Source organism: Allobosea sp. Tri-44 (assembly GCF_004123845.1).
Classification (GTDB): domain Bacteria; phylum Pseudomonadota; class Alphaproteobacteria; order Rhizobiales; family Beijerinckiaceae; genus Allobosea.
In genome coordinates this window covers 118,272-134,547 of the sequence record NZ_NBDP01000007.1, presented here as the reverse complement: position 1 = coordinate 134,547, position 16,276 = coordinate 118,272, and the positions used below count along the sequence as shown (strand labels likewise).

13 protein-coding genes and 1 riboswitch are annotated in these 16,276 nt (G+C 66.8%); of the genes, 6 read left to right on the top strand and 7 right to left on the bottom strand.

What is annotated here, in order from left to right; translation table 11 throughout:
• Positions 1–154 precede the first annotated feature (154 nt).
• The 4 genes from B6S44_RS07085 (at position 155) to B6S44_RS07070 (ending at position 6,609) form a co-directional block, all read left to right on the top strand.
• Positions 155–973, top strand: coding sequence for an ImuA family protein (locus tag B6S44_RS07085; RefSeq protein ID WP_129156065.1), 819 nt, complete (start codon positions 155–157; stop codon positions 971–973).
• Positions 891–2,426 carry a Y-family DNA polymerase gene (locus B6S44_RS07080; protein ID WP_129156064.1) on the top strand — a complete coding sequence of 512 codons (1,536 nt, stop codon included), beginning with the start codon at positions 891–893 and terminating at the stop codon, positions 2,424–2,426. The genes B6S44_RS07085 and B6S44_RS07080 overlap by 83 nt, the downstream gene beginning before the upstream one ends.
• 217 nt (positions 2,427–2,643) lie before the next feature.
• On the top strand, positions 2,644–6,006 hold the full coding sequence (locus B6S44_RS07075; protein WP_129156063.1) for an error-prone DNA polymerase: 3,363 nt from the start codon (positions 2,644–2,646) through the stop codon (positions 6,004–6,006).
• A 189-nt stretch (positions 6,007–6,195) separates the two neighbouring features.
• Positions 6,196–6,609, top strand: a complete 414-nt coding sequence (locus tag B6S44_RS07070) for a (R)-mandelonitrile lyase (RefSeq protein WP_129156062.1) — start codon at positions 6,196–6,198, stop codon at positions 6,607–6,609.
• 34 nt (positions 6,610–6,643) lie between these two features.
• On the opposite strand, the gene minE is transcribed toward B6S44_RS07070, so the two are convergent.
• From minE to minC, 3 genes are read right to left on the bottom strand one after another with little or no spacing between them, the layout of a single operon-like run.
• The gene (gene minE / locus B6S44_RS07065; protein WP_057188104.1) at positions 6,644–6,907 is read right to left on the bottom strand and encodes a cell division topological specificity factor MinE; all 264 of its coding nucleotides are present in this window, start codon (positions 6,905–6,907) and stop codon (positions 6,644–6,646) included.
• Positions 6,904–7,719 (bottom strand): septum site-determining protein MinD, encoded by an 816-nt coding sequence (minD, locus tag B6S44_RS07060; RefSeq protein WP_126113752.1) that lies wholly within the window; start codon positions 7,717–7,719, stop codon positions 6,904–6,906. The genes minE and minD overlap by 4 nt, the downstream gene beginning before the upstream one ends.
• 35 nt (positions 7,720–7,754) lie before the next feature.
• A complete protein-coding gene (gene minC / locus B6S44_RS07055) occupies positions 7,755–8,495 on the bottom strand; it encodes a septum site-determining protein MinC (RefSeq protein ID WP_129156061.1) in 741 nt (246 codons plus the stop codon).
• A gap of 330 nt (positions 8,496–8,825) precedes the next feature.
• Positions 8,826–8,926, top strand: a riboswitch (glycine riboswitch).
• Positions 8,927–9,062: 136 nt separating this feature from the next.
• Here minC and B6S44_RS07050 point away from each other — a divergent pair.
• A complete protein-coding gene (locus B6S44_RS07050; RefSeq protein ID WP_465246092.1) occupies positions 9,063–10,322 on the top strand; it encodes a D-amino acid dehydrogenase in 1,260 nt (419 codons plus the stop codon).
• Between the two features lie 216 nt (positions 10,323–10,538).
• Positions 10,539–12,254, top strand: coding sequence for a cis-3-hydroxy-L-proline dehydratase (gene lhpI / locus B6S44_RS07045; protein WP_129156060.1), 1,716 nt, complete (start codon positions 10,539–10,541; stop codon positions 12,252–12,254).
• A 23-nt stretch (positions 12,255–12,277) separates the two neighbouring features.
• Here lhpI and B6S44_RS07040 read toward each other — a convergent pair whose 3' ends face one another.
• The 4 genes from B6S44_RS07040 to B6S44_RS07025 form a co-directional block, all read right to left on the bottom strand.
• The gene (locus B6S44_RS07040) at positions 12,278–13,219 is read right to left on the bottom strand and encodes a DMT family transporter (RefSeq protein WP_129156059.1); all 942 of its coding nucleotides are present in this window, start codon (positions 13,217–13,219) and stop codon (positions 12,278–12,280) included.
• Positions 13,209–14,021, bottom strand: coding sequence for an ABC transporter permease (locus tag B6S44_RS07035; RefSeq protein ID WP_248309485.1), 813 nt, complete (start codon positions 14,019–14,021; stop codon positions 13,209–13,211). Before B6S44_RS07035 ends, B6S44_RS07040 begins: the two co-directional genes overlap by 11 nt.
• A gap of 42 nt (positions 14,022–14,063) precedes the next feature.
• Positions 14,064–15,029: an ABC transporter substrate-binding protein gene (locus B6S44_RS07030; protein WP_248309484.1), complete on the bottom strand. Its 966-nt coding sequence runs from the start codon at positions 15,027–15,029 to the stop codon at positions 14,064–14,066.
• Positions 15,030–15,126: 97 nt separating this feature from the next.
• Positions 15,127–16,119, bottom strand: a complete 993-nt coding sequence (locus B6S44_RS07025) for an ABC transporter substrate-binding protein (RefSeq protein WP_129156058.1) — start codon at positions 16,117–16,119, stop codon at positions 15,127–15,129.
• Between the last annotated feature and the right edge of the window lie 157 nt (positions 16,120–16,276).

Sequence of the window (16,276 nt, the reverse complement as noted above, 5' to 3'; positions counted from 1 at the left end):
GCGGGGTGGGCGGCGCGCAGCTGATAAGCGATCCGGTTTGCCCTGATATGACAGCAGCGAGGCGCTCGCAGGCAAGCGGGAGCAGATGCGGGCTTGACTCCGGAGCGGTTTGGAGTCGCTTTATGTTTGGAACAAAAAGTGAACATACATTCCGATGGCCGATGCATCCACCCGTTCTCTGGCTGCCCTGCGGCAGAGCCTCGCTCTGGCGGGGCTGGCGCGCGAGCTTTCGCCGGTAGAGCGAGTTGCCTTCGGAACATCCTCGCTGGACGAGCCGCTGGGTGGCGGTATCGCGCGCGCTGCCTTGCATGAGGTTTACGCCTCGGCTGGAGCCGACCTTCCCGCCGCCACGGGGTTCGCCGCGGCCCTGGCCCTGCGCGCCGCCGGATCGCGGCCCGTGCTCTGGGTCCGGCAGGATTTCCTCGACGCCGAGGCCGGGCGCCTGCACCCGCCGGGCCTGGCCGAGCTCGGGCTCGATCCCTCGCAGATCCTGCTGGTCAGGGTCAGGGACGGCGAGGGGGCGCTGCGGGCAGGCGCAGAGGCGGCGCGCTGCGCCGCGCTGGGCGCGACGCTGATCGAGCCCTGGGGTGCGCCGCGCCAGTTCGACCTGACCGCCAGCCGCCGCCTGGCGCTGGCGGCGGAGGCCTCCGGCGTCCTGACCCTGCTGCTGCGGGTGGCGGCTGAGCCGGAGCCCAGCGCCGCCAGCACGCGCTGGCAGGTACGGGCCCTGCCATCGCGGGCGCGGGAGGCGCAGGCGCCGGGCGATCCCGCCTTCGGATTACGGCTGCTGCGCCATCGCGGCGGCCTTGGTGAGCGTGAGTGGCGTGTGGAGTGGAACCGTGACGAACGATGTTTCCGGGACAGGATCGGGAGCGAGGGAGGCAGAAGGGATGCAGCGCCGCTATCTCGCCCTCTGGTTTCCCTATCTGGCGAGCGAGCGCCTGCGCCGGCGGGGCTCCGCCGGGCCGGATGAGCGCCCGCTCGTCCTGGTCGAGAAGGATCGCGGCGCGCTGCGCCTCGCCGATTGCGACATTCGTGCCGTTCGGCTCGGCCTGACCCGCGGCTTGACCTTGGCCGATGCCCGCGCCCGCATCCCGGAGCTGGCGGTGGTCGAGGCCGATCCGGCCACCGACCAGCGCCTGATCGAATGGCTTGCGGCACTCTGCGACCGCTTCACCCCGCTCGTCGCGCTCGATCCGCCGCACGGGCTCGTGCTCGACATCACCGGCTGCGCCCATCTCTTCGGCGGCGAGGCGGCCCTGCGCCAGCGGGTCGGCCAGAGCATGGACTGGCTGGGCCTCACCGTCTTCGCCAGTATCGCCGGCACGCCGGAGGCGGCTCGCGCCCTCTCTCGCTTCGGCCGCTGCGCCATTTCGCTCCCCGGCGAGGATGAGCAACGAACGCTGCCGCTGCCGGTCTCGGCATTGGAGGCTTCGCCGGAGACGGTGATCGCCCTGTCGCGCGCCGGGCTGAAGACACTGGGCGATCTCGCCGGCCGGCCCTCGCACACGCTCGCCGCCCGCTTCGGCGAGGCGCTCGTCACGCGTTTGCGCCGCATCCTCGGCCATGAGGATGCCCGGATCACGCCCTTGCGGCCGCCGCCCGATTGCGTGGTCGAGCGGCATTTCCCCGATCCGCTGCAGGATACCGACGGGCTTGAGCAGATCGTCGCCCGCCTGCTCGGCGAGGCCGGGCGCCTGCTCGAAGCGCGCGGCGAGGGCGGGCGGGCCTTCGAGATCAGCTTCTTTCGCAGCGATGGTGCCGTGCGCCGGCTGGCGCTGGAGACCGGCCGGCCCTCGCGCGACGTGGCCGCGATCCTGCGGCTCTATCGCGAGCGCATCGACAGTCTGGCCGATCCGCTCGATCCCGGCTTCGGCTTCGACGCGATCAGACTCGGGGTGCTGGTCTGCGAGCCGCTCGGGACGCCGCAGGCGAGCCTCGACGGGCGCGCCGTCGAGGAGGAGGCGGTCGCCGATCTGATCGACCGGCTGGTCGCCCGCTTCGGCCGCGAGCGCGTGCTGCGTTTCGTTGCGCAGGACAGCCATCAGCCCGAGCGCGAAGCTGCGCTGGTTCCGGCCGCGTCCGGCAAGGCGGACGCGGCACCCTGGCCCATTTCGCAGCCGGACGAGCCGCCGGCCCGCCCGCTCCAGCTCTTCGAACCGCCCCAGCCGGTCGAGACCCTGGCCGAGGTGCCGGATGGCCCGCCCTTGCGCTTTCGCTGGCGGCGCGTTCTGCACGAGATCGCCCGGGCCGAGGGGCCGGAGCGGATCGCGCCGGACTGGTGGCGCGACGGGCCCGGCGAACACACGCGCGACTATTACCGCGTCGAGGATGCGCAGGGGCGCCGTTTCTGGCTCTTCCGCGCGGGCCTCTATGGCCGCGAGACGACCGCGCCGCGCTGGTATCTGCACGGGCTGTTCGCATGACCGTCTATGCTCTCCTTAGGACTGGGCACTACCTGGCTCCCTCCCCCCTTGTGGGGGAGGGTTGGGGAGGGGGGTATGCCACCCGCGACGCTTCCCTTGCTGGCGCTCGGGTTCTGCAATTCTCACAGCTGCACCGCTGTCTACCCCCCTCTCTAGCTCTCCCCCACAAGGGGGGAGAGGACAGGTGGCGGTTCCCGCATACTGGCGATGCGCAGCCATGACCGCATATGCCGAGCCCGTCGCCGCGAGTAATTTCTCCTTCCTGCGCGGAGCCTCGCCCGGGCCGAACCTGGTGATGACCGCGCTGCTGCTCGGCCAGAGCGGCCTCGGCATCGCCGACCGCAACACGGTCGCCGGCGTGGTGCGGGCCTGGATCGCGCTGCGCGATCTGCGCGAGGATGGGGTGCTCGCCCCCGAGAAAATCCGCGAGGGCGGCAGCCCCGGCGAATACATCTGGGTCGAGAACCCGGCCTTCGCCGATTTGCCCTTCACCTTGCCGCAGCTCCAGGCGATGGCAAAAGCCTTCAAGCTCGTCACCGGCAGCCGCCTCGTCTTCGCCGACGGTACGCCTGACATCGTCGTCTATCCTGCCAACCGCGCCGGCTGGGGCCGGCTCTGCCGCCTGCTGACGACCGGCAATCTGCGCGGCGGCAAGGGCGAGTGCATCCTCAATTTCGACGACCTCCTGCACGATGCCCGCGACCTCCTGTTGATCGTCATGCCGGAGCGTCGGCTCGACGGCCTGCCTGCGCTGCTGTCCCGCCTCGACGAGGCCGCGCCCGGCGCGGTCTGGCTCGCCGCCAGCATGTCACGCCGCGGCGACGATCGCCGCCGCCACGCCCGGCTTAAAAGTATCGCCGCGCCGACCCGCACCCCGCTGATCGCCACCAACGATGTGCTCTATGACGCGCCCGAGCAGCGCGACCTGCAGGACCTGCTGACCTGCATCCGCGAGGGCACGACGATCGACAAGGCCGGCCGCCTGCTCGAGGCCAATGCCGAGCGCCATTTGAAGGCGCCGCAGGAGATGGCCCGGCTCTTCAAGGAGGCGCCCGAGGCGATCGCAGAGACGCAGCATCTGCTCGGCCGTATCGCATTCGATCTGGGCGAGTTGAAATACGAATACCCGGACGAGCCGGTGCCGCCCGGCTGGGAGCCTCAAGCCTGGCTGGAGGAACTCGTCCGGAAATGTGGCGAAGTCCGCTACCCGGACGGTGTGCCGGCGAAGGTGCGCGATCTGCTGGCCAAGGAGCTCGCCCTGATCGGTAAGCTCGAATACGCCCGCTATTTCCTGACCATCCGCCAGATCGTCGATTTCGCCGAAAGCCGGGGCATCCTCTGTCAGGGCCGGGGCTCTGCCGCCAATTCCGCCGTCTGCTACGTGCTCGGCATCACCGCCGTGAATCCGGCCGAAAGCGACGTGCTGTTCGAGCGCTTCATCTCGACCGAGCGGCGTGAACCGCCCGATATCGACGTCGATTTCGAGCATGAGCGGCGCGAGGAGGTGATCCAGTGGATCTATGAACGATATGGTCGCACTCGCGCTGGCATCGCCGCGACCGTGATCCATTACCGGCCGCGCAGCGCCATGCGCGAGGCCGGCAAGGCGCTGGGGCTGACCGAGGACGTCACCGCTCGCCTCGCCTCAACGCAATGGGGCAGCTGGGGCTCCGACATCACCCGCAGCCAGATCCGCCAGGCCGGGCTCGATCCCGATAATCCGGTGATCGCGCAGGCGGTGCGGTTCGCCGTGCGCCTGCTCGGCTTCCCGCGCCATCTCTCGCAGCATGTCGGCGGCTTCGTGCTGATGCGCGAGCGCCTGGACGAGACCGTGCCGATCGGCAATGCCGCGATGGACGACCGCACCTTCATCGAATGGGACCGCGACGACATCGACGCTGTCGGCCTGATGAAGGTCGATGTGCTCGCATTGGGCATGCTGACCTGCATCCGCAAGGCCTTCGATCTGCTGCGCGATAAAGAGGGTATCGATCTGGGGCTCGCGGATGTCCCGCAGGACGACGAGGCGACCTACGACATGCTTTGCGAGGGCAAGTCGCTCGGCGTCTTCCAGGTCGAAAGCCGGGCGCAGATCAACATGTTGCCGCGCCTGAAGCCACGAAAGCTCTATGACCTCGTCATCCAGGTCGCGATCGTCCGCCCCGGCCCGATCCAGGGCAATATGGTGCACCCCTATCTGAAGCGGCGGGCCGGGATCGAGGACGTGACCTATCCGTCACCCGCGCCGGAGCATGGCCGGCCCGACGAGCTCTTCGAGGTCCTCAACAAGACGGAGGGCGTCCCGCTCTTCCAGGAGCAGGCGATGCGGCTGGCCATGGTCGCGGCGAAGTTCAGCGACATCGAGGCCAACGGCCTGCGCAAGGCGATGGCGACCTTCCGCAATGCCGGCACCATCGGCAATTACGAGGCGATGATGGTCGAGCGCATGGTCGGGCGTGGCTATGAGCGCGACTTCGCCCAGCGCTGCTTCGAGCAGATCAAGGGCTTCGGCAGCTATGGCTTTCCCGAAAGCCACGCCGCCTCCTTCGCCAAGCTGGTCTATGTCTCCTCCTGGCTGAAATGCCACCACCCGGCGATCTTCGCCGCGGCGCTGCTGAACTCGCAGCCCATGGGCTTTTACGCCCCGGCCCAGATCGTTCGGGAGGCGCAGGAGAATGGCGGCGTCGAGCCGCGTCCGATCGACGTCAACTCCAGCGCCTGGGACAATCTGCTGGAGCGGGGAGGGCCGGGCTGGAAAAGCCCCTGGGCGCTGCGCCTCGGCCTGCGCCAGCTCGACGGCTTCAAGCAGGACTGGGCCGAGCGCCTCGTCGCGGCGCGCGGCGAGCCCTATCGCGATGTCGAGGAACTCGCCCGCCGCGCCCATTTGCCGGCCCGTGCCATGCGCCTGCTCGCCGATGCCGACGCCTTCCGCTCGCTCGGGCTCGACCGACGCGAAGCGCTCTGGGCGGTGCGCCGCCTGCCGGATGACGCAGCGCTGCCATTGTTCGAGGCCGCGCAGGCACGCGAGCTCGGCTCTGAGCAGGCCGCTGCACTGCCTGCTATGCCCCTCGCCGAGCATGTCGTCGCCGATTACCAGACGGCTCGGCTCTCGCTGAAAGGCCATCCGATGGGCCTGCTGCGCCCTCGCTTCGCCCGCGAGCGCATCGCGAGCTGCGAGCAGATGTCAGCTATGCGCGACGGGACCTGGGCCAGCGTCGCCGGCGTCGTGCTGGTGCGGCAGCGCCCCGGCAAGGGCAATGCCATCTTCATCACGCTGGAGGATGAGACCGGCATCACCAATGTCGTGCTCTGGGCTCGCGATTTCGAGCGTTTTCGCCGCGAGGTCATGGCGGCGCGGCTGCTCCTCGTCGAGGGCAGGGTACAGAAAAGCCCGGAGAACGTGATCCACCTGATGGCGAAGCGCGTCGTCGATCGCTCGGCCGAGCTGCTCAGCCTATCCGACACCCATCGCGCCGAGATCGTGCTGACCCGTGCCGACGAGTTCCAGCATCCGCAGATTCCGCGGGCGCGCCACCCGCGCAATGTCCGCATCCTGCCGAAGTCGCGCGATTTCCATTGAGACTGAAATGACTTGGATCGCAGAGCCGTCATTGCGAGGAGGCGCAGCCGACAAAGCAATCCAGGAATCGTAGAGCGCTGCCGCCCTGGGTTGCTTCGCTGCGCTCGCAATGACGGTGCAGCCCTGAGCGAAAGCATCCTAGAGTGCCGGCATCGAATTCGCTCGCGAACGCAGGCCTAAGGAGACACCATGAACATCATCCGCGCCGGGACAAGGGCTTCGGCGAAAGGCCCGAGCGACTGGTTCAGCGGCACTGTCCGCATCGATCCGCTGTTCAATCCGCATGCGCCCGAGCGCGTGCAGGGCGCCAGCGTCACCTTCGAACCGGGAGCTCGCACCGCCTGGCACACGCATCCGCTTGGCCAGACGCTGGTCGTCACGGCGGGCTTTGGCAGGGTGCAGCGCTGGGGTGGCCCGGTCGAGGAGATCAGGCCTGGCGACGTGGTCTGGTTCCCGCCGGGCGAGAAGCACTGGCACGGCGCCGGGCCGGAGACGGCGATGACCCATATCGCCGTGCAGGAGGCTCTGGACGGCAAGGTTGTCGACTGGCTCGATAAGGTCTCGGACGCCGAATACGACGGCCGCGGGCCGGCTGTGATGTAGGTCGCCGCTGGCCCTGGAATGGGAAAGGCGGCCCTCAGGCCGCCTTCTTGCCCGCGTCGAACGGGATCTCGATGTCGACGGCGAGCGTCGAGACCTGGGGCCCGCGCTCCATCCGGACGGTGACCTTGTCGTCGTCGACCTGCACATGCTTGGCGATTACGCGCAGGATCTCGTCGCGCAGCTTGGTCACGAGGTCGGAGCCATCGGCCGAGAGGCGCTCATGAGCCAGCAGGACCTGCAGGCGCTCGCGCGCGGCGGGAGCCGACTGGGGCCGGAAGAAGAGACGACGCAGATTCATGCCGCTTTCCTTCCGAAGATCTTGCCGAAGAAGCCGCGCTTCTCGCCGGGGATGGTCATCGGCAGGTTCTCACCCTTGAGGCGGCGCACAGCGTCGAAATAAGCGAGCGCTGGTGCGCTGCGCTCATCAGCCAGGGTGACGGGCGAGCCGATATTGGAGGCGCGCAGCACGTCCATGCTTTCGGGGATGATGCCGAGCAGCGGGATCGACAGGATCTCGAGGACGTCGTCCACCTTTAGCATATCGCCGCGCTCGGCGCGGGCGGGGTCGTAGCGGGTGAGGAGCAGGTGCTTCTCCATGCGCTCGCCGTTCTCGGCCTTCAGCGTCTTCGAATCGAGCAGGCCGATGATGCGGTCGGAATCGCGCACCGAAGAGACTTCCGGATTGGTGACGACGATCGCGATATCGGCATGGCGCATGGCGAGGGTGGCTCCGCGCTCGATGCCGGCCGGGCTGTCGCAGATCACCCAGTCGAAATGGCTCTTCAGCGCGCCGATGACCTTCTCGACGCCCTCGGATGTGAGATTGTCCTTGTCGCGCGTCTGCGAGGCCGGCAGCAGATAGAGCGTCTCGACCCGTTTGTCGCGGATCAGCGCCTGCGTCAGCTTGGCCTCGCCCTGGATCACGTTGACGAGGTCGTAGACCACCCGCCGCTCGGCACCCATGATCAGGTCGAGATTGCGCAGGCCGACATCGAAGTCGACGACCACGACTTTGTCGCCGCTCTGCGCCAAAGCTGCGCCCAGGGCGGCGGAGGACGTCGTCTTGCCGACGCCGCCCTTGCCCGATGTGACCACGATGACCTTGCCCATTGACCTCTCCTAGTTCCGGTGGACGCGTTGTCGTTTCAGGCGAGTGACCCGCCTGTGAAGGTCTCGCCTTCGAGCCAGAACTGGACGGGCTTGCCGCGCAGGCCGGGCTCCAGGTCCTCGGCCGTCTTGTAGTAGCCGTCGATGCCGACCAGCTCGGCCTCGAGCTTGCGGCAGAAGATGCGAGCTTCTGCATTGCCCAGCGTGCCGGCCATCGCCCGCCCCCGCAGGGTGCCGTAGATATGAATCGAACCACCGGCGATGACCTCGGCGCCGGAGGCGACCGATCCGACGATGGTCACGTCGCCCTCGGCGAAGATCGACTGCCCCGAGCGCACCGGCTGGGTGACGACGAGCGAGGCCGGCGCGGTCCTAGCGGGAGGCGGCGCGGCGGGAGCCTCTGCCACGGTCTCGGCGACAGGGGCTTCCTGGGTCGGCTCGGTCGCTGGCTCCTCGATGTCTCCAGTTGTCTTTCCGCCCGACATGGCCGGCGGCAGATCGTTCCCGAGCATGGAGGGGCGTGCGCCCTCGATTCCCATGATCCGGACATTGCGCGCGCCGAGCTTGCCGACGAGGTCGCGCAGCTGCGCGCGGTCGATCTCGAGGCCCTCGACGTCCAGCACGACCGGCCGCCGCAGGAAGAAACCGGCGGAGCGGCCGGCGAGATCGTCGAGCCGCACCAGCCAATCCTCGAAGGGCAGCTCGGGTGTCAGCGTCAGCGCAAGGTATGATCGCCCCTTGAGGCGGATCGGCCGGGGTTGAGTTAACACGGCGGTCATCTTGGTAAATTTTCGGTTGCTCAGATGTAGGAATCGAATGGTTAACGAGCGGTAAATCGTTGGGACGAATATCGGGGAGAACGGTTTGTCGAGATGCCGAAGTTCGATATAAATCTGTTATTTATCAAGGGTTTATAATTTTTAACGCGCCGACGCATTGCCGAAAAGCAATCAGGGAGTTGCCTTGCGGGATTGCGCCGCCGAGCTGGGGCTGTCCGCGGTCAGTGCTGAAGCCGGCCGGGTCCGCAAGCCGCCGATACCGGCTGGCCGCCCGCACGTCGGCGAGCTCCCGCCCGATCGCCCTTGACAGAAATCGCAGGCACACTAGCACTCGTGTCAGCGGGAGAGATCGGTTCGACGTCAAAATCGGGCCGGCGCCGACGGAGCAACCGCCCCGGAAACTCTCAGGCAAAACGTACCGCTGCCGATGATTCGACTCTGAAAAGCAGAACCGCAGTTCTGCGCCGATGGTGCAAGTCGACAGCCCAGCTGATTGGGCCCGACGAAGCTCTCAGGCCAATGACAGAGGGGGTGCTGACGACCCGCATTGAGCGGGCAGGAGCACCTATGAGCACATCCGACATCTCGCGCGTCGCCGTCATCGGCGCGGGCATCACTGGCATCACCACGGCCTATAACCTGGCCCGGCGCGGCTGCGAGGTCACGGTCTTCGACCGCCAGCCCTATGCCGCGATGGAAACCTCCTTTGCCAATGGCGGCCAGCTCTCGGCCTCGAATGCCGAGGTCTGGAACAGCTGGGCCACGGTTCTCAAGGGCATCAAGTGGATGTTCACGCCGGGAGCGCCGCTTCTCGTCAATCCCAAGCCGTCCTGGCACAAGCTGTCCTGGATGGCGCAGTTTGTCGCCTCGATTCCGCGATATGAGGAGAACACGCTCACGACCGCCCGGCTTGCGATCGAGGCCCGCGCTCATCTCATGCAGATGGCACGGGACGAAGGCATCGCATTCGATTGCGAGGAACGCGGCATCCTGCACTTCTACCATAGCAAGGCTGAGTTCGACGCGGCGGCCCGCGTCTCGGCGCTGCTCGCCAGGGGAGGGCTGGAGCGCCGTGCCGTCACGCCCGAGGACATCCGGGCGATCGAGCCGTCCCTGAAGGGCGAGTTCTACGGCGGCTTCTACACCCCGTCGGACTTCACCGGCGACATCCACAAATTCACCAACGGGCTCGCCCGTGCCTGCGAGCGCCGGGGTGTGAGGATGCGCCTGTCGAGCGAGGTTCTGTCTATCGAGCACGGTGCCGGCGACGCCGTCGAGGTGAGCTGGAGGCCGACGGAGGAAGCGGCGGAGGCCGGCACGCAGATCGATCGCTTCGACCGTATCGTGGTCTGTGGCGGCGTCGCATCCCGCCGGCTCGCCGCCGATCTCGGCGATCGCGTCAACGTCTATCCGGTGAAGGGCTATTCGATCACGGTCGATCTCCCGGAAGCCTCGGACCAGCGGGCGGCCCCCTGGACGAGCCTCTTGGATGACCGCGCGAAGATCGTCACCAGCCGGCTGGGCGCGACCCGTTTTCGCGTCGCGGGCACGGCCGAATTCAACGGTTACAACAAGGACATCCGGGCCAGCCGGATCGAGCCGCTCGTCCAATGGTGCCGCACGCACTTTCCCGGGATGAGCACGCGCCAGGTCACGCCCTGGGCTGGCTTGCGGCCGATGATGCCCGATATGCTGCCGAGGGTCATGCGTGGGCGCAATCCGCGGGTGTTCTACAATACCGGGCATGGCCATCTCGGCTGGACCTTGTCGGCCGCGACGGCTGATGCCGTCGGGGCGCTGGTGACTGCGCGGCCGAACGTCGGCTGAACGATAAGCCTCTCGGGCGGGGCGGGCGCTGCTGCGTTCAGAGCCCCGCCCGATCGCCATGGCAGCTTCAGGCTTCGATAGCTGGAGAAGAGCGAGTTCAGGACGGCGAGTGCCACTTCAGTACGCGGCTCACATTCGATGATATTACCTGCGTCGGGAGGGGCGACTTCGCACCCCCTGTTCCGATCCCGCACCTGCTTTCGTTGAACAGCCTCCATGAACTCTGCCGCACGACACGACAACGGGATCGCTGTCGCTCCTGGCGACGCCGCCGGGCCGATCATCGTCCTGAGCGAGCCCCTGAGCTTCTGGGGTGGCGTCGATCCCGCCACGGGGGTGGTCATCGACGTCCACCACCCCTCGCACGGCGTCTCGCTCGCCGGTGCGGTCGTGATGATGCCGAGCAGCCGAGGTTCCTGCTCCGGTTCGGGCGTGCTGCTGGAACTCGCGCTCTCGGGCAGGAGCCCCGCGGCGCTGATCTTCGCCGGTCCTGAGGACACGCTGACGCTTGGGGCGATCGTCGCCTCGGAGATGTTCGGGCGCCGCATTCCCGTCATTCGTCTTCCGGACGAAGCCTTTGTCACCCTGTCATCCGCGACAGACGCGACGATCGCACCGGACGGCATAACTGCGGATGGCGGGCGTTTGCGGATTTCTCTCGGCGCGACAGCCCATGACGATTTGCAGCTTTCTCCTGCCGACCATCGCATGCTCGCCGGAGCCGAGGGCATCGCTGCCCGGCAGGCGATGCGCATCATCTGCGCCATGGCGAGCCAGCAGGGAGCGAGCGACCTCATCGACGTGACGCGGGTCCATGTCGACGGTTGCATCTATGCCGGCCCGGCCAATCTGATCTTCGCCGAGAAGATGGAAGAGCTGGGCGCGCGCGCTCGCGTCCCGACGACGATGAACGCCATCTCGGTCGATCATGCGAACTGGCGCCGCCAGGGTGTGGCACGGAATTTCGGTGAGCCCGCGACGCGCCTCGCCGACGCCTATGTTCGCATGGGATGCCAGGCGAGCTTCACCTGCGCGCCCTATTCCCTGCCGGATCCGCCGGGTTTCGGAGAGGCGATCGGCTGGTCGGAATCGAACGCGGTGATCTTCGCCAACTCCGTGCTCGGAGCCCGCACGGCGAAGCACCCGGACTTTCTGGATTTCTGCATCGCCGTCACCGGCCGAGCACCACGCGCCGGAGCCTTTCTCGACGAGGGCCGGCGGGCGCGCCGTGCGATCCGGATCGACTTGCCGGACGGCGCGGACTCCTCGGCCTGGCCCTTGATCGGCTATCTCGCCGGCCTCGCCTCGCCCGACCGCATCCCGCTGATCAGGGGCCTCTCGAAAACGCAGCCAATGCCGGACGATCTCAAAGCGCTCTGCGCCGCCTTCGGGACAACTTCCGCCGCGGCCATGCTGCATGTCGAGGGCATCACGCCGGAAGCGGACAGCCTCGGCGGCGCTGCCGAGGACGAGATTTTGGTGACGCGCGAAGACCTTGCTGCCGGCTGGCGCAAGCTGAGCAGCGGCCCCTCGGAGGTCGATCTCGTCGCCATCGGCAGCCCTCACGCCTCCCTCGACGAATGCCGGGCTGTCGCGGAGCGGCTCGGTGGCCGCCCTCTCGCAAAGACCGTCTCCGTCATCATCACGGCGGGAAGAGAGATCATAGCCGCGGCGGAGGCCGATGGAACGATGACGAGATTGCGGGAAAGCGGCGTCGACATCATTCCAGACCTCTGCTGGTGCTCGATCACACGTCCGGTTTTCCCGGAGCAGGCCAAGGTCGTCCTGACGACTTCCGGCAAATACGCCCATTACGGGCCGGGCCTCTCTGGCTGCACGGTGAGGCTCGGGACTCTCGACGACTGCATCGAGGCTGCTCTCACCGGTATCGCGCCCGCCCGTTTGCCGGCCTGGCTTGCCGAGCCAGGGTGAATTTGTCTGGCGCTATTCTACGATCACGCTTTGCGCGGCGCCGACGTGACGAGCCAGATGCCGAGAACGATGACGGCGAAGCCTGCCAGGTGGAACCAGGCGATCTGCTCGCCGAGCACGATGAAACCCAACACAGCGCTGGTTGGCGGCAGGAGATGCATGAACATGCCGGTCCTGCCGGGGCCGAGCACCGCGACCGAGCGGTTCCAGAAGACATAGGCCAGGATCGACGGGAAGACTGAGAAATACAACAGCGCGCCGGCGGTCGCCATGCTGAGCCGGAAGCCGCCCTGCACGGCATATTCCCAGGCGACGGCCGGCAAATGGAACAGGACGCCGAAGAACACGGTCACACCAAGAAATGCCATCGCAGGCAGCCCTGCCGGCCGCCAGCGGATCAGCACGGTGTACAACGCCCAGCAGCTCATGCCGGCGAAGACCAGAATGTCGCCCCGGTTGAGCGAGACATTCAGAAGCATCCTTGGATCCCCGCGGCAGATCACCAGAACCGCCCCGCAGAGCGAGACTGCGATCCCGGCAAGCTGCTGCCGCGTCAGGCTCTGCTTCAGGATCAGATAGGCCAGCAGGAAGGTCACGACGGGGAGCAGGGAATTGACCAGCGCCGCGTTGGCGACCGGTGTGTAGTGCAGTGCCGCATAGACGAAGCAATTGAATGCGGTGACGCCGATCGCGCCGAGCAGTGCGAGGAATGGCAGGTTGCCGCGGATGCGCGGCCAGGAGTTGGCGATCGGCCGCCAGCAGAACGGGGCAAGGATGAGAAGGGCCAGGCTCCAGCGCCAGAACGACATCTGCACGGGCGGTATCGTCTCGCGCATCAGCCGCGCGATCAGGAAATTGCCCGACCAGAACAGAGGCGGGAGCGTCGCCAGCCAATAGGCGCTGCGCGGGATGCCTGCCGGCGGCTTCGTGGCCGGGATAGCCCCGCCGACAGGTTCAGTGCGCATCCGAGGGGCGCCTGGTGCCGGGCAGCTTCGTGTAGCGCCCGAGCACGACGTTCACGCCGACGGCCAGCAGGAAGACGACGATCAGCAGCGCGTACATGCGCGGCATGTCGAAGGTTGCATAGGTCTGGATGACGGCATAGCCGAGCCCCTGATTGGCGAGTTTGGTCTCGGCCAGCAGCGTGCCGATGATGGCGACACCGAGCCCGATGCGCAGGCCGTTGATGACCGGTGCGCGCATCGCCGGCAGGTAGATCTTCGAGATCATCTGGCCGACATTGAGCCGGAAGCTGAGGCCGACCCGGATGAGCACGGTGTCGATCTCGCGCATCGCCGCGGCGACGCTGATCGCGACCGGAAAGAACGAGGACAGCGCGCCCATCGCGACCTTGGAACCCGGCCCGACGCCGAACCACATGATCAGCAGCGGAAAGAAGATGATCTTCGGAGTCGGTCCCAGATAATGCAGCAACGGCTCATAGGCGCGCTGCAGGAAGCGGTTGCTCCCGAGCAGGATGCCGACGGCGACCCCGCCGCCGCCGCCGATGAGGATAGCGAGCGCGACCTCGCCGGCAGTGACGCCGAGATTGGCGTAGAAGGTCGGCTCTATCAGGAGATGGGCGAGCGCGCGCGTGATGAGGAGCAGCGACGGCACGACGTCGCGGTAGAGCAATCCCGAGCGCGCTGCGATCTCCCAGATCGCCAAAAGTACCGCGACGATGCCGATCCGCGTGATCAGCACGGCCCGTGCCTCGTCCATCTTCGCCGGGCGGCTTTCCGTCCGGCCGAGGGTCGTTGTCGTCATCGCGCCGTCACTCCGGGTAGACGAGGCCGTCGACGCGCTGGCTCATTTGCGCGGCGGGATCTGGATCAGCTCGGCGAGCTGTTCCTTGGTCAGTGGCTGGGCCGTGTATTTGAGCGCCACCGCGTCGGGAACGATGGTGTCGAGCCCGACGATCTTGTCGGGGTCGAGCGCCTCCTTCGGGAAGAAATCATCCCGCGTGCGCCTGGCGATGGCCTCGGGAATCCCGACGAAATCGGCATAGGCCTTGATCGCCGCATCGCTGGAATACATCGCGTCGACGGTCTCGCGATAGGCGGCCATATAGCGATCGATCACGGCCTTCTTGTTCTGGAGCGCGCTGGTGTTGGTGATCAGCAGGCGGACTGTCTGGCTCTTGAAGGCCTGGGTGTCGTTGCCGGTCGCGACGACGCGGATTTCGCCCTTGTCGAGCTGGGGCAGGCCGAAGGGCGGCGCAGCCCAGCCGACATCGATCTGGCCGGACATAACCTGGGTCAGCGTCGGCGCCGGGCCCCCGGTCGCGGTCGGCCGGATCTTGAGGCTGTTCTCCTTGATGAAGGCGTTGACGACGCCATGGGTCGACGAGCCATTGGTCGAAAACGAGACCGTGTGGTTCTGCAGATCCTTGAGCGCCTTCACCGGAGAGTCGCTTTTGACATACCAGTAAAGGTCCTTTGCCCCGGTGGTCTCGGCGCCAATGATGCGGATTGGCGCGCCTTTCGAATAGGCAGAGAGCGCGCCCATGATGCCGCCGGCGACGCCGATGTCGACGCTATTGGAGAGCACGGCCTGCTGGGTCTCGCCGCCGCCCTGGGTGTAGAGCATCTCGAGCTCGAGATTGTGCTTTTTGAAGATGCCGAGCCTCGTGCCGACTTCCGAGACCGAGGTATCCCAGTTGCCGCGCTGGCCGATCGCCAGCTTGAGCTTGTCCTGGGCGGCGGCGTCCTGCACGAGTGACAGCGCGAAGCCGAGTGCCGCAAGCGTCGACATGACCGTCTTGAATGTCGTCATCCTGTCCTCCCCTGTCGCCAGCTCGGTGCGGCTGGCCTTCGTCGTGTTACCTTCGCTTCTGTGGCGAAGTGGAAACTCCGGAGATTGTTCGGCTCCGTCAGATCTTGAAGGCCTCCAGCGTGCTGGAATGGAAGAGCTCCTCGACCGCAAGCTGCCGCGAGGACAGCCCCTGGCTGTGGTGGGCCTGGAGGAACGCCTCCAGCGCATGGCGGTTGGGGCCGACACCATAGGACCAGAAATCCTGTCCCATCAGGCTACGCGCCGCCTGCAGCTGCTCCTCTACGAAAGGCAGCGTGATCTTGGTGGCGGATGTGTCCGCGAGTTTGGCGAGCGCGACGGCCTTGGACTGCTCGAAGGCTTTCAGCAGCGCGGCTGGCAGCCAGGGCTGGGTCTCGACAATGCTGCGGCGTACGCACAGGACATGCATGATCGGGAAGATGCGGGTGCGCCGGTAATAGTCCGACGCGGCGGCGGTCGGATCCGGGAACAGGCGGGCGATCTTGGGGTGGCCGGCCTCGAAGGCCGGTGGCGAACGCGGCCCGATATAGGCGTCGATCTCGCCGTCTATCAGCATCTCGTTGAGCGAGCGGTCGGCCGGTGCCGGCACGACCGTGATCTCCGGTGGCAGCTCGATGCTGATCTTCTCGGCGCGGCCCGGCTGCTCCAGGCCGCCACGAACCCAGGTCACCTCCGAGGGTTTCACGCCATAGTCGTTTTCGAGGATGGCACGGATCCAGACACAGGCGGTGAGCTGATATTCCGGGCAGCCAATACGCTTGCCCCTGAGATCCTCGGGACGAGCGATGCCGCGATCGGTCCTGATGAAGATGCCGGTGTGGCGGAAGGCGCGCGAGAGGAAGACGGGAACGCCGACATAGGGGCTGTCGCCACGCGCCGTCTTGAGGGTGAAACTCGACAGCGAGGCTTCGCAAACGTCGAACTCGGCATGACGGAAGGCGCGGAAGAAGATTTCCTCCGGCACCAGCTTCATGAAGACGGGGTCGACACCGTCGATCTGGACCGCGCCATCGAGCAGGGGGCGATTGCGATCATAGTCGCCGATGGCGATGGACAGGCGCAGATCGGACACGCAATTCCTCCCGGCTAGAGCCGGACCCGTTCAGGTTGAATCAACCTGAACGGTGAATCCGTCTCCAAATTATAGAAAGAGAACGCGTTGTCCGATCAGATTGCGTAGCAACCTGATCGGCGCGTGCTCTAGCGCGTCGGGCGCGCCATCATTTTGC

Bases quoted from the DNA above. Each gene is read 5' to 3' on its own strand.
- B6S44_RS07085 (WP_129156065.1), top strand. From the start codon at position 155: ATGGCCGATGCATCCACCCGTTCTCTGGCTGCCCTGCGGCAGAGCCTC.
- B6S44_RS07080 (WP_129156064.1), top strand. From the start codon at position 891: ATGCAGCGCCGCTATCTCGCCCTCTGGTTTCCCTATCTGGCGAGCGAG.
- B6S44_RS07075 (WP_129156063.1), top strand. From the start codon at position 2,644: ATGACCGCATATGCCGAGCCCGTCGCCGCGAGTAATTTCTCCTTCCTG.
- B6S44_RS07070 (WP_129156062.1), top strand. From the start codon at position 6,196: ATGAACATCATCCGCGCCGGGACAAGGGCTTCGGCGAAAGGCCCGAGC.
- minE (WP_057188104.1), bottom strand. From the start codon at position 6,907: ATGAATCTGCGTCGTCTCTTCTTCCGGCCCCAGTCGGCTCCCGCCGCG.
- minD (WP_126113752.1), bottom strand. From the start codon at position 7,719: ATGGGCAAGGTCATCGTGGTCACATCGGGCAAGGGCGGCGTCGGCAAG.
- minC (WP_129156061.1), bottom strand. From the start codon at position 8,495: ATGACCGCCGTGTTAACTCAACCCCGGCCGATCCGCCTCAAGGGGCGA.
- B6S44_RS07050 (WP_465246092.1), top strand. From the start codon at position 9,063: ATGAGCACATCCGACATCTCGCGCGTCGCCGTCATCGGCGCGGGCATC.
- lhpI (WP_129156060.1), top strand. From the start codon at position 10,539: ATGAACTCTGCCGCACGACACGACAACGGGATCGCTGTCGCTCCTGGC.
- B6S44_RS07040 (WP_129156059.1), bottom strand. From the start codon at position 13,219: ATGCGCACTGAACCTGTCGGCGGGGCTATCCCGGCCACGAAGCCGCCG.
- B6S44_RS07035 (WP_248309485.1), bottom strand. From the start codon at position 14,021: ATGACGACAACGACCCTCGGCCGGACGGAAAGCCGCCCGGCGAAGATG.
- B6S44_RS07030 (WP_248309484.1), bottom strand. From the start codon at position 15,029: ATGACGACATTCAAGACGGTCATGTCGACGCTTGCGGCACTCGGCTTC.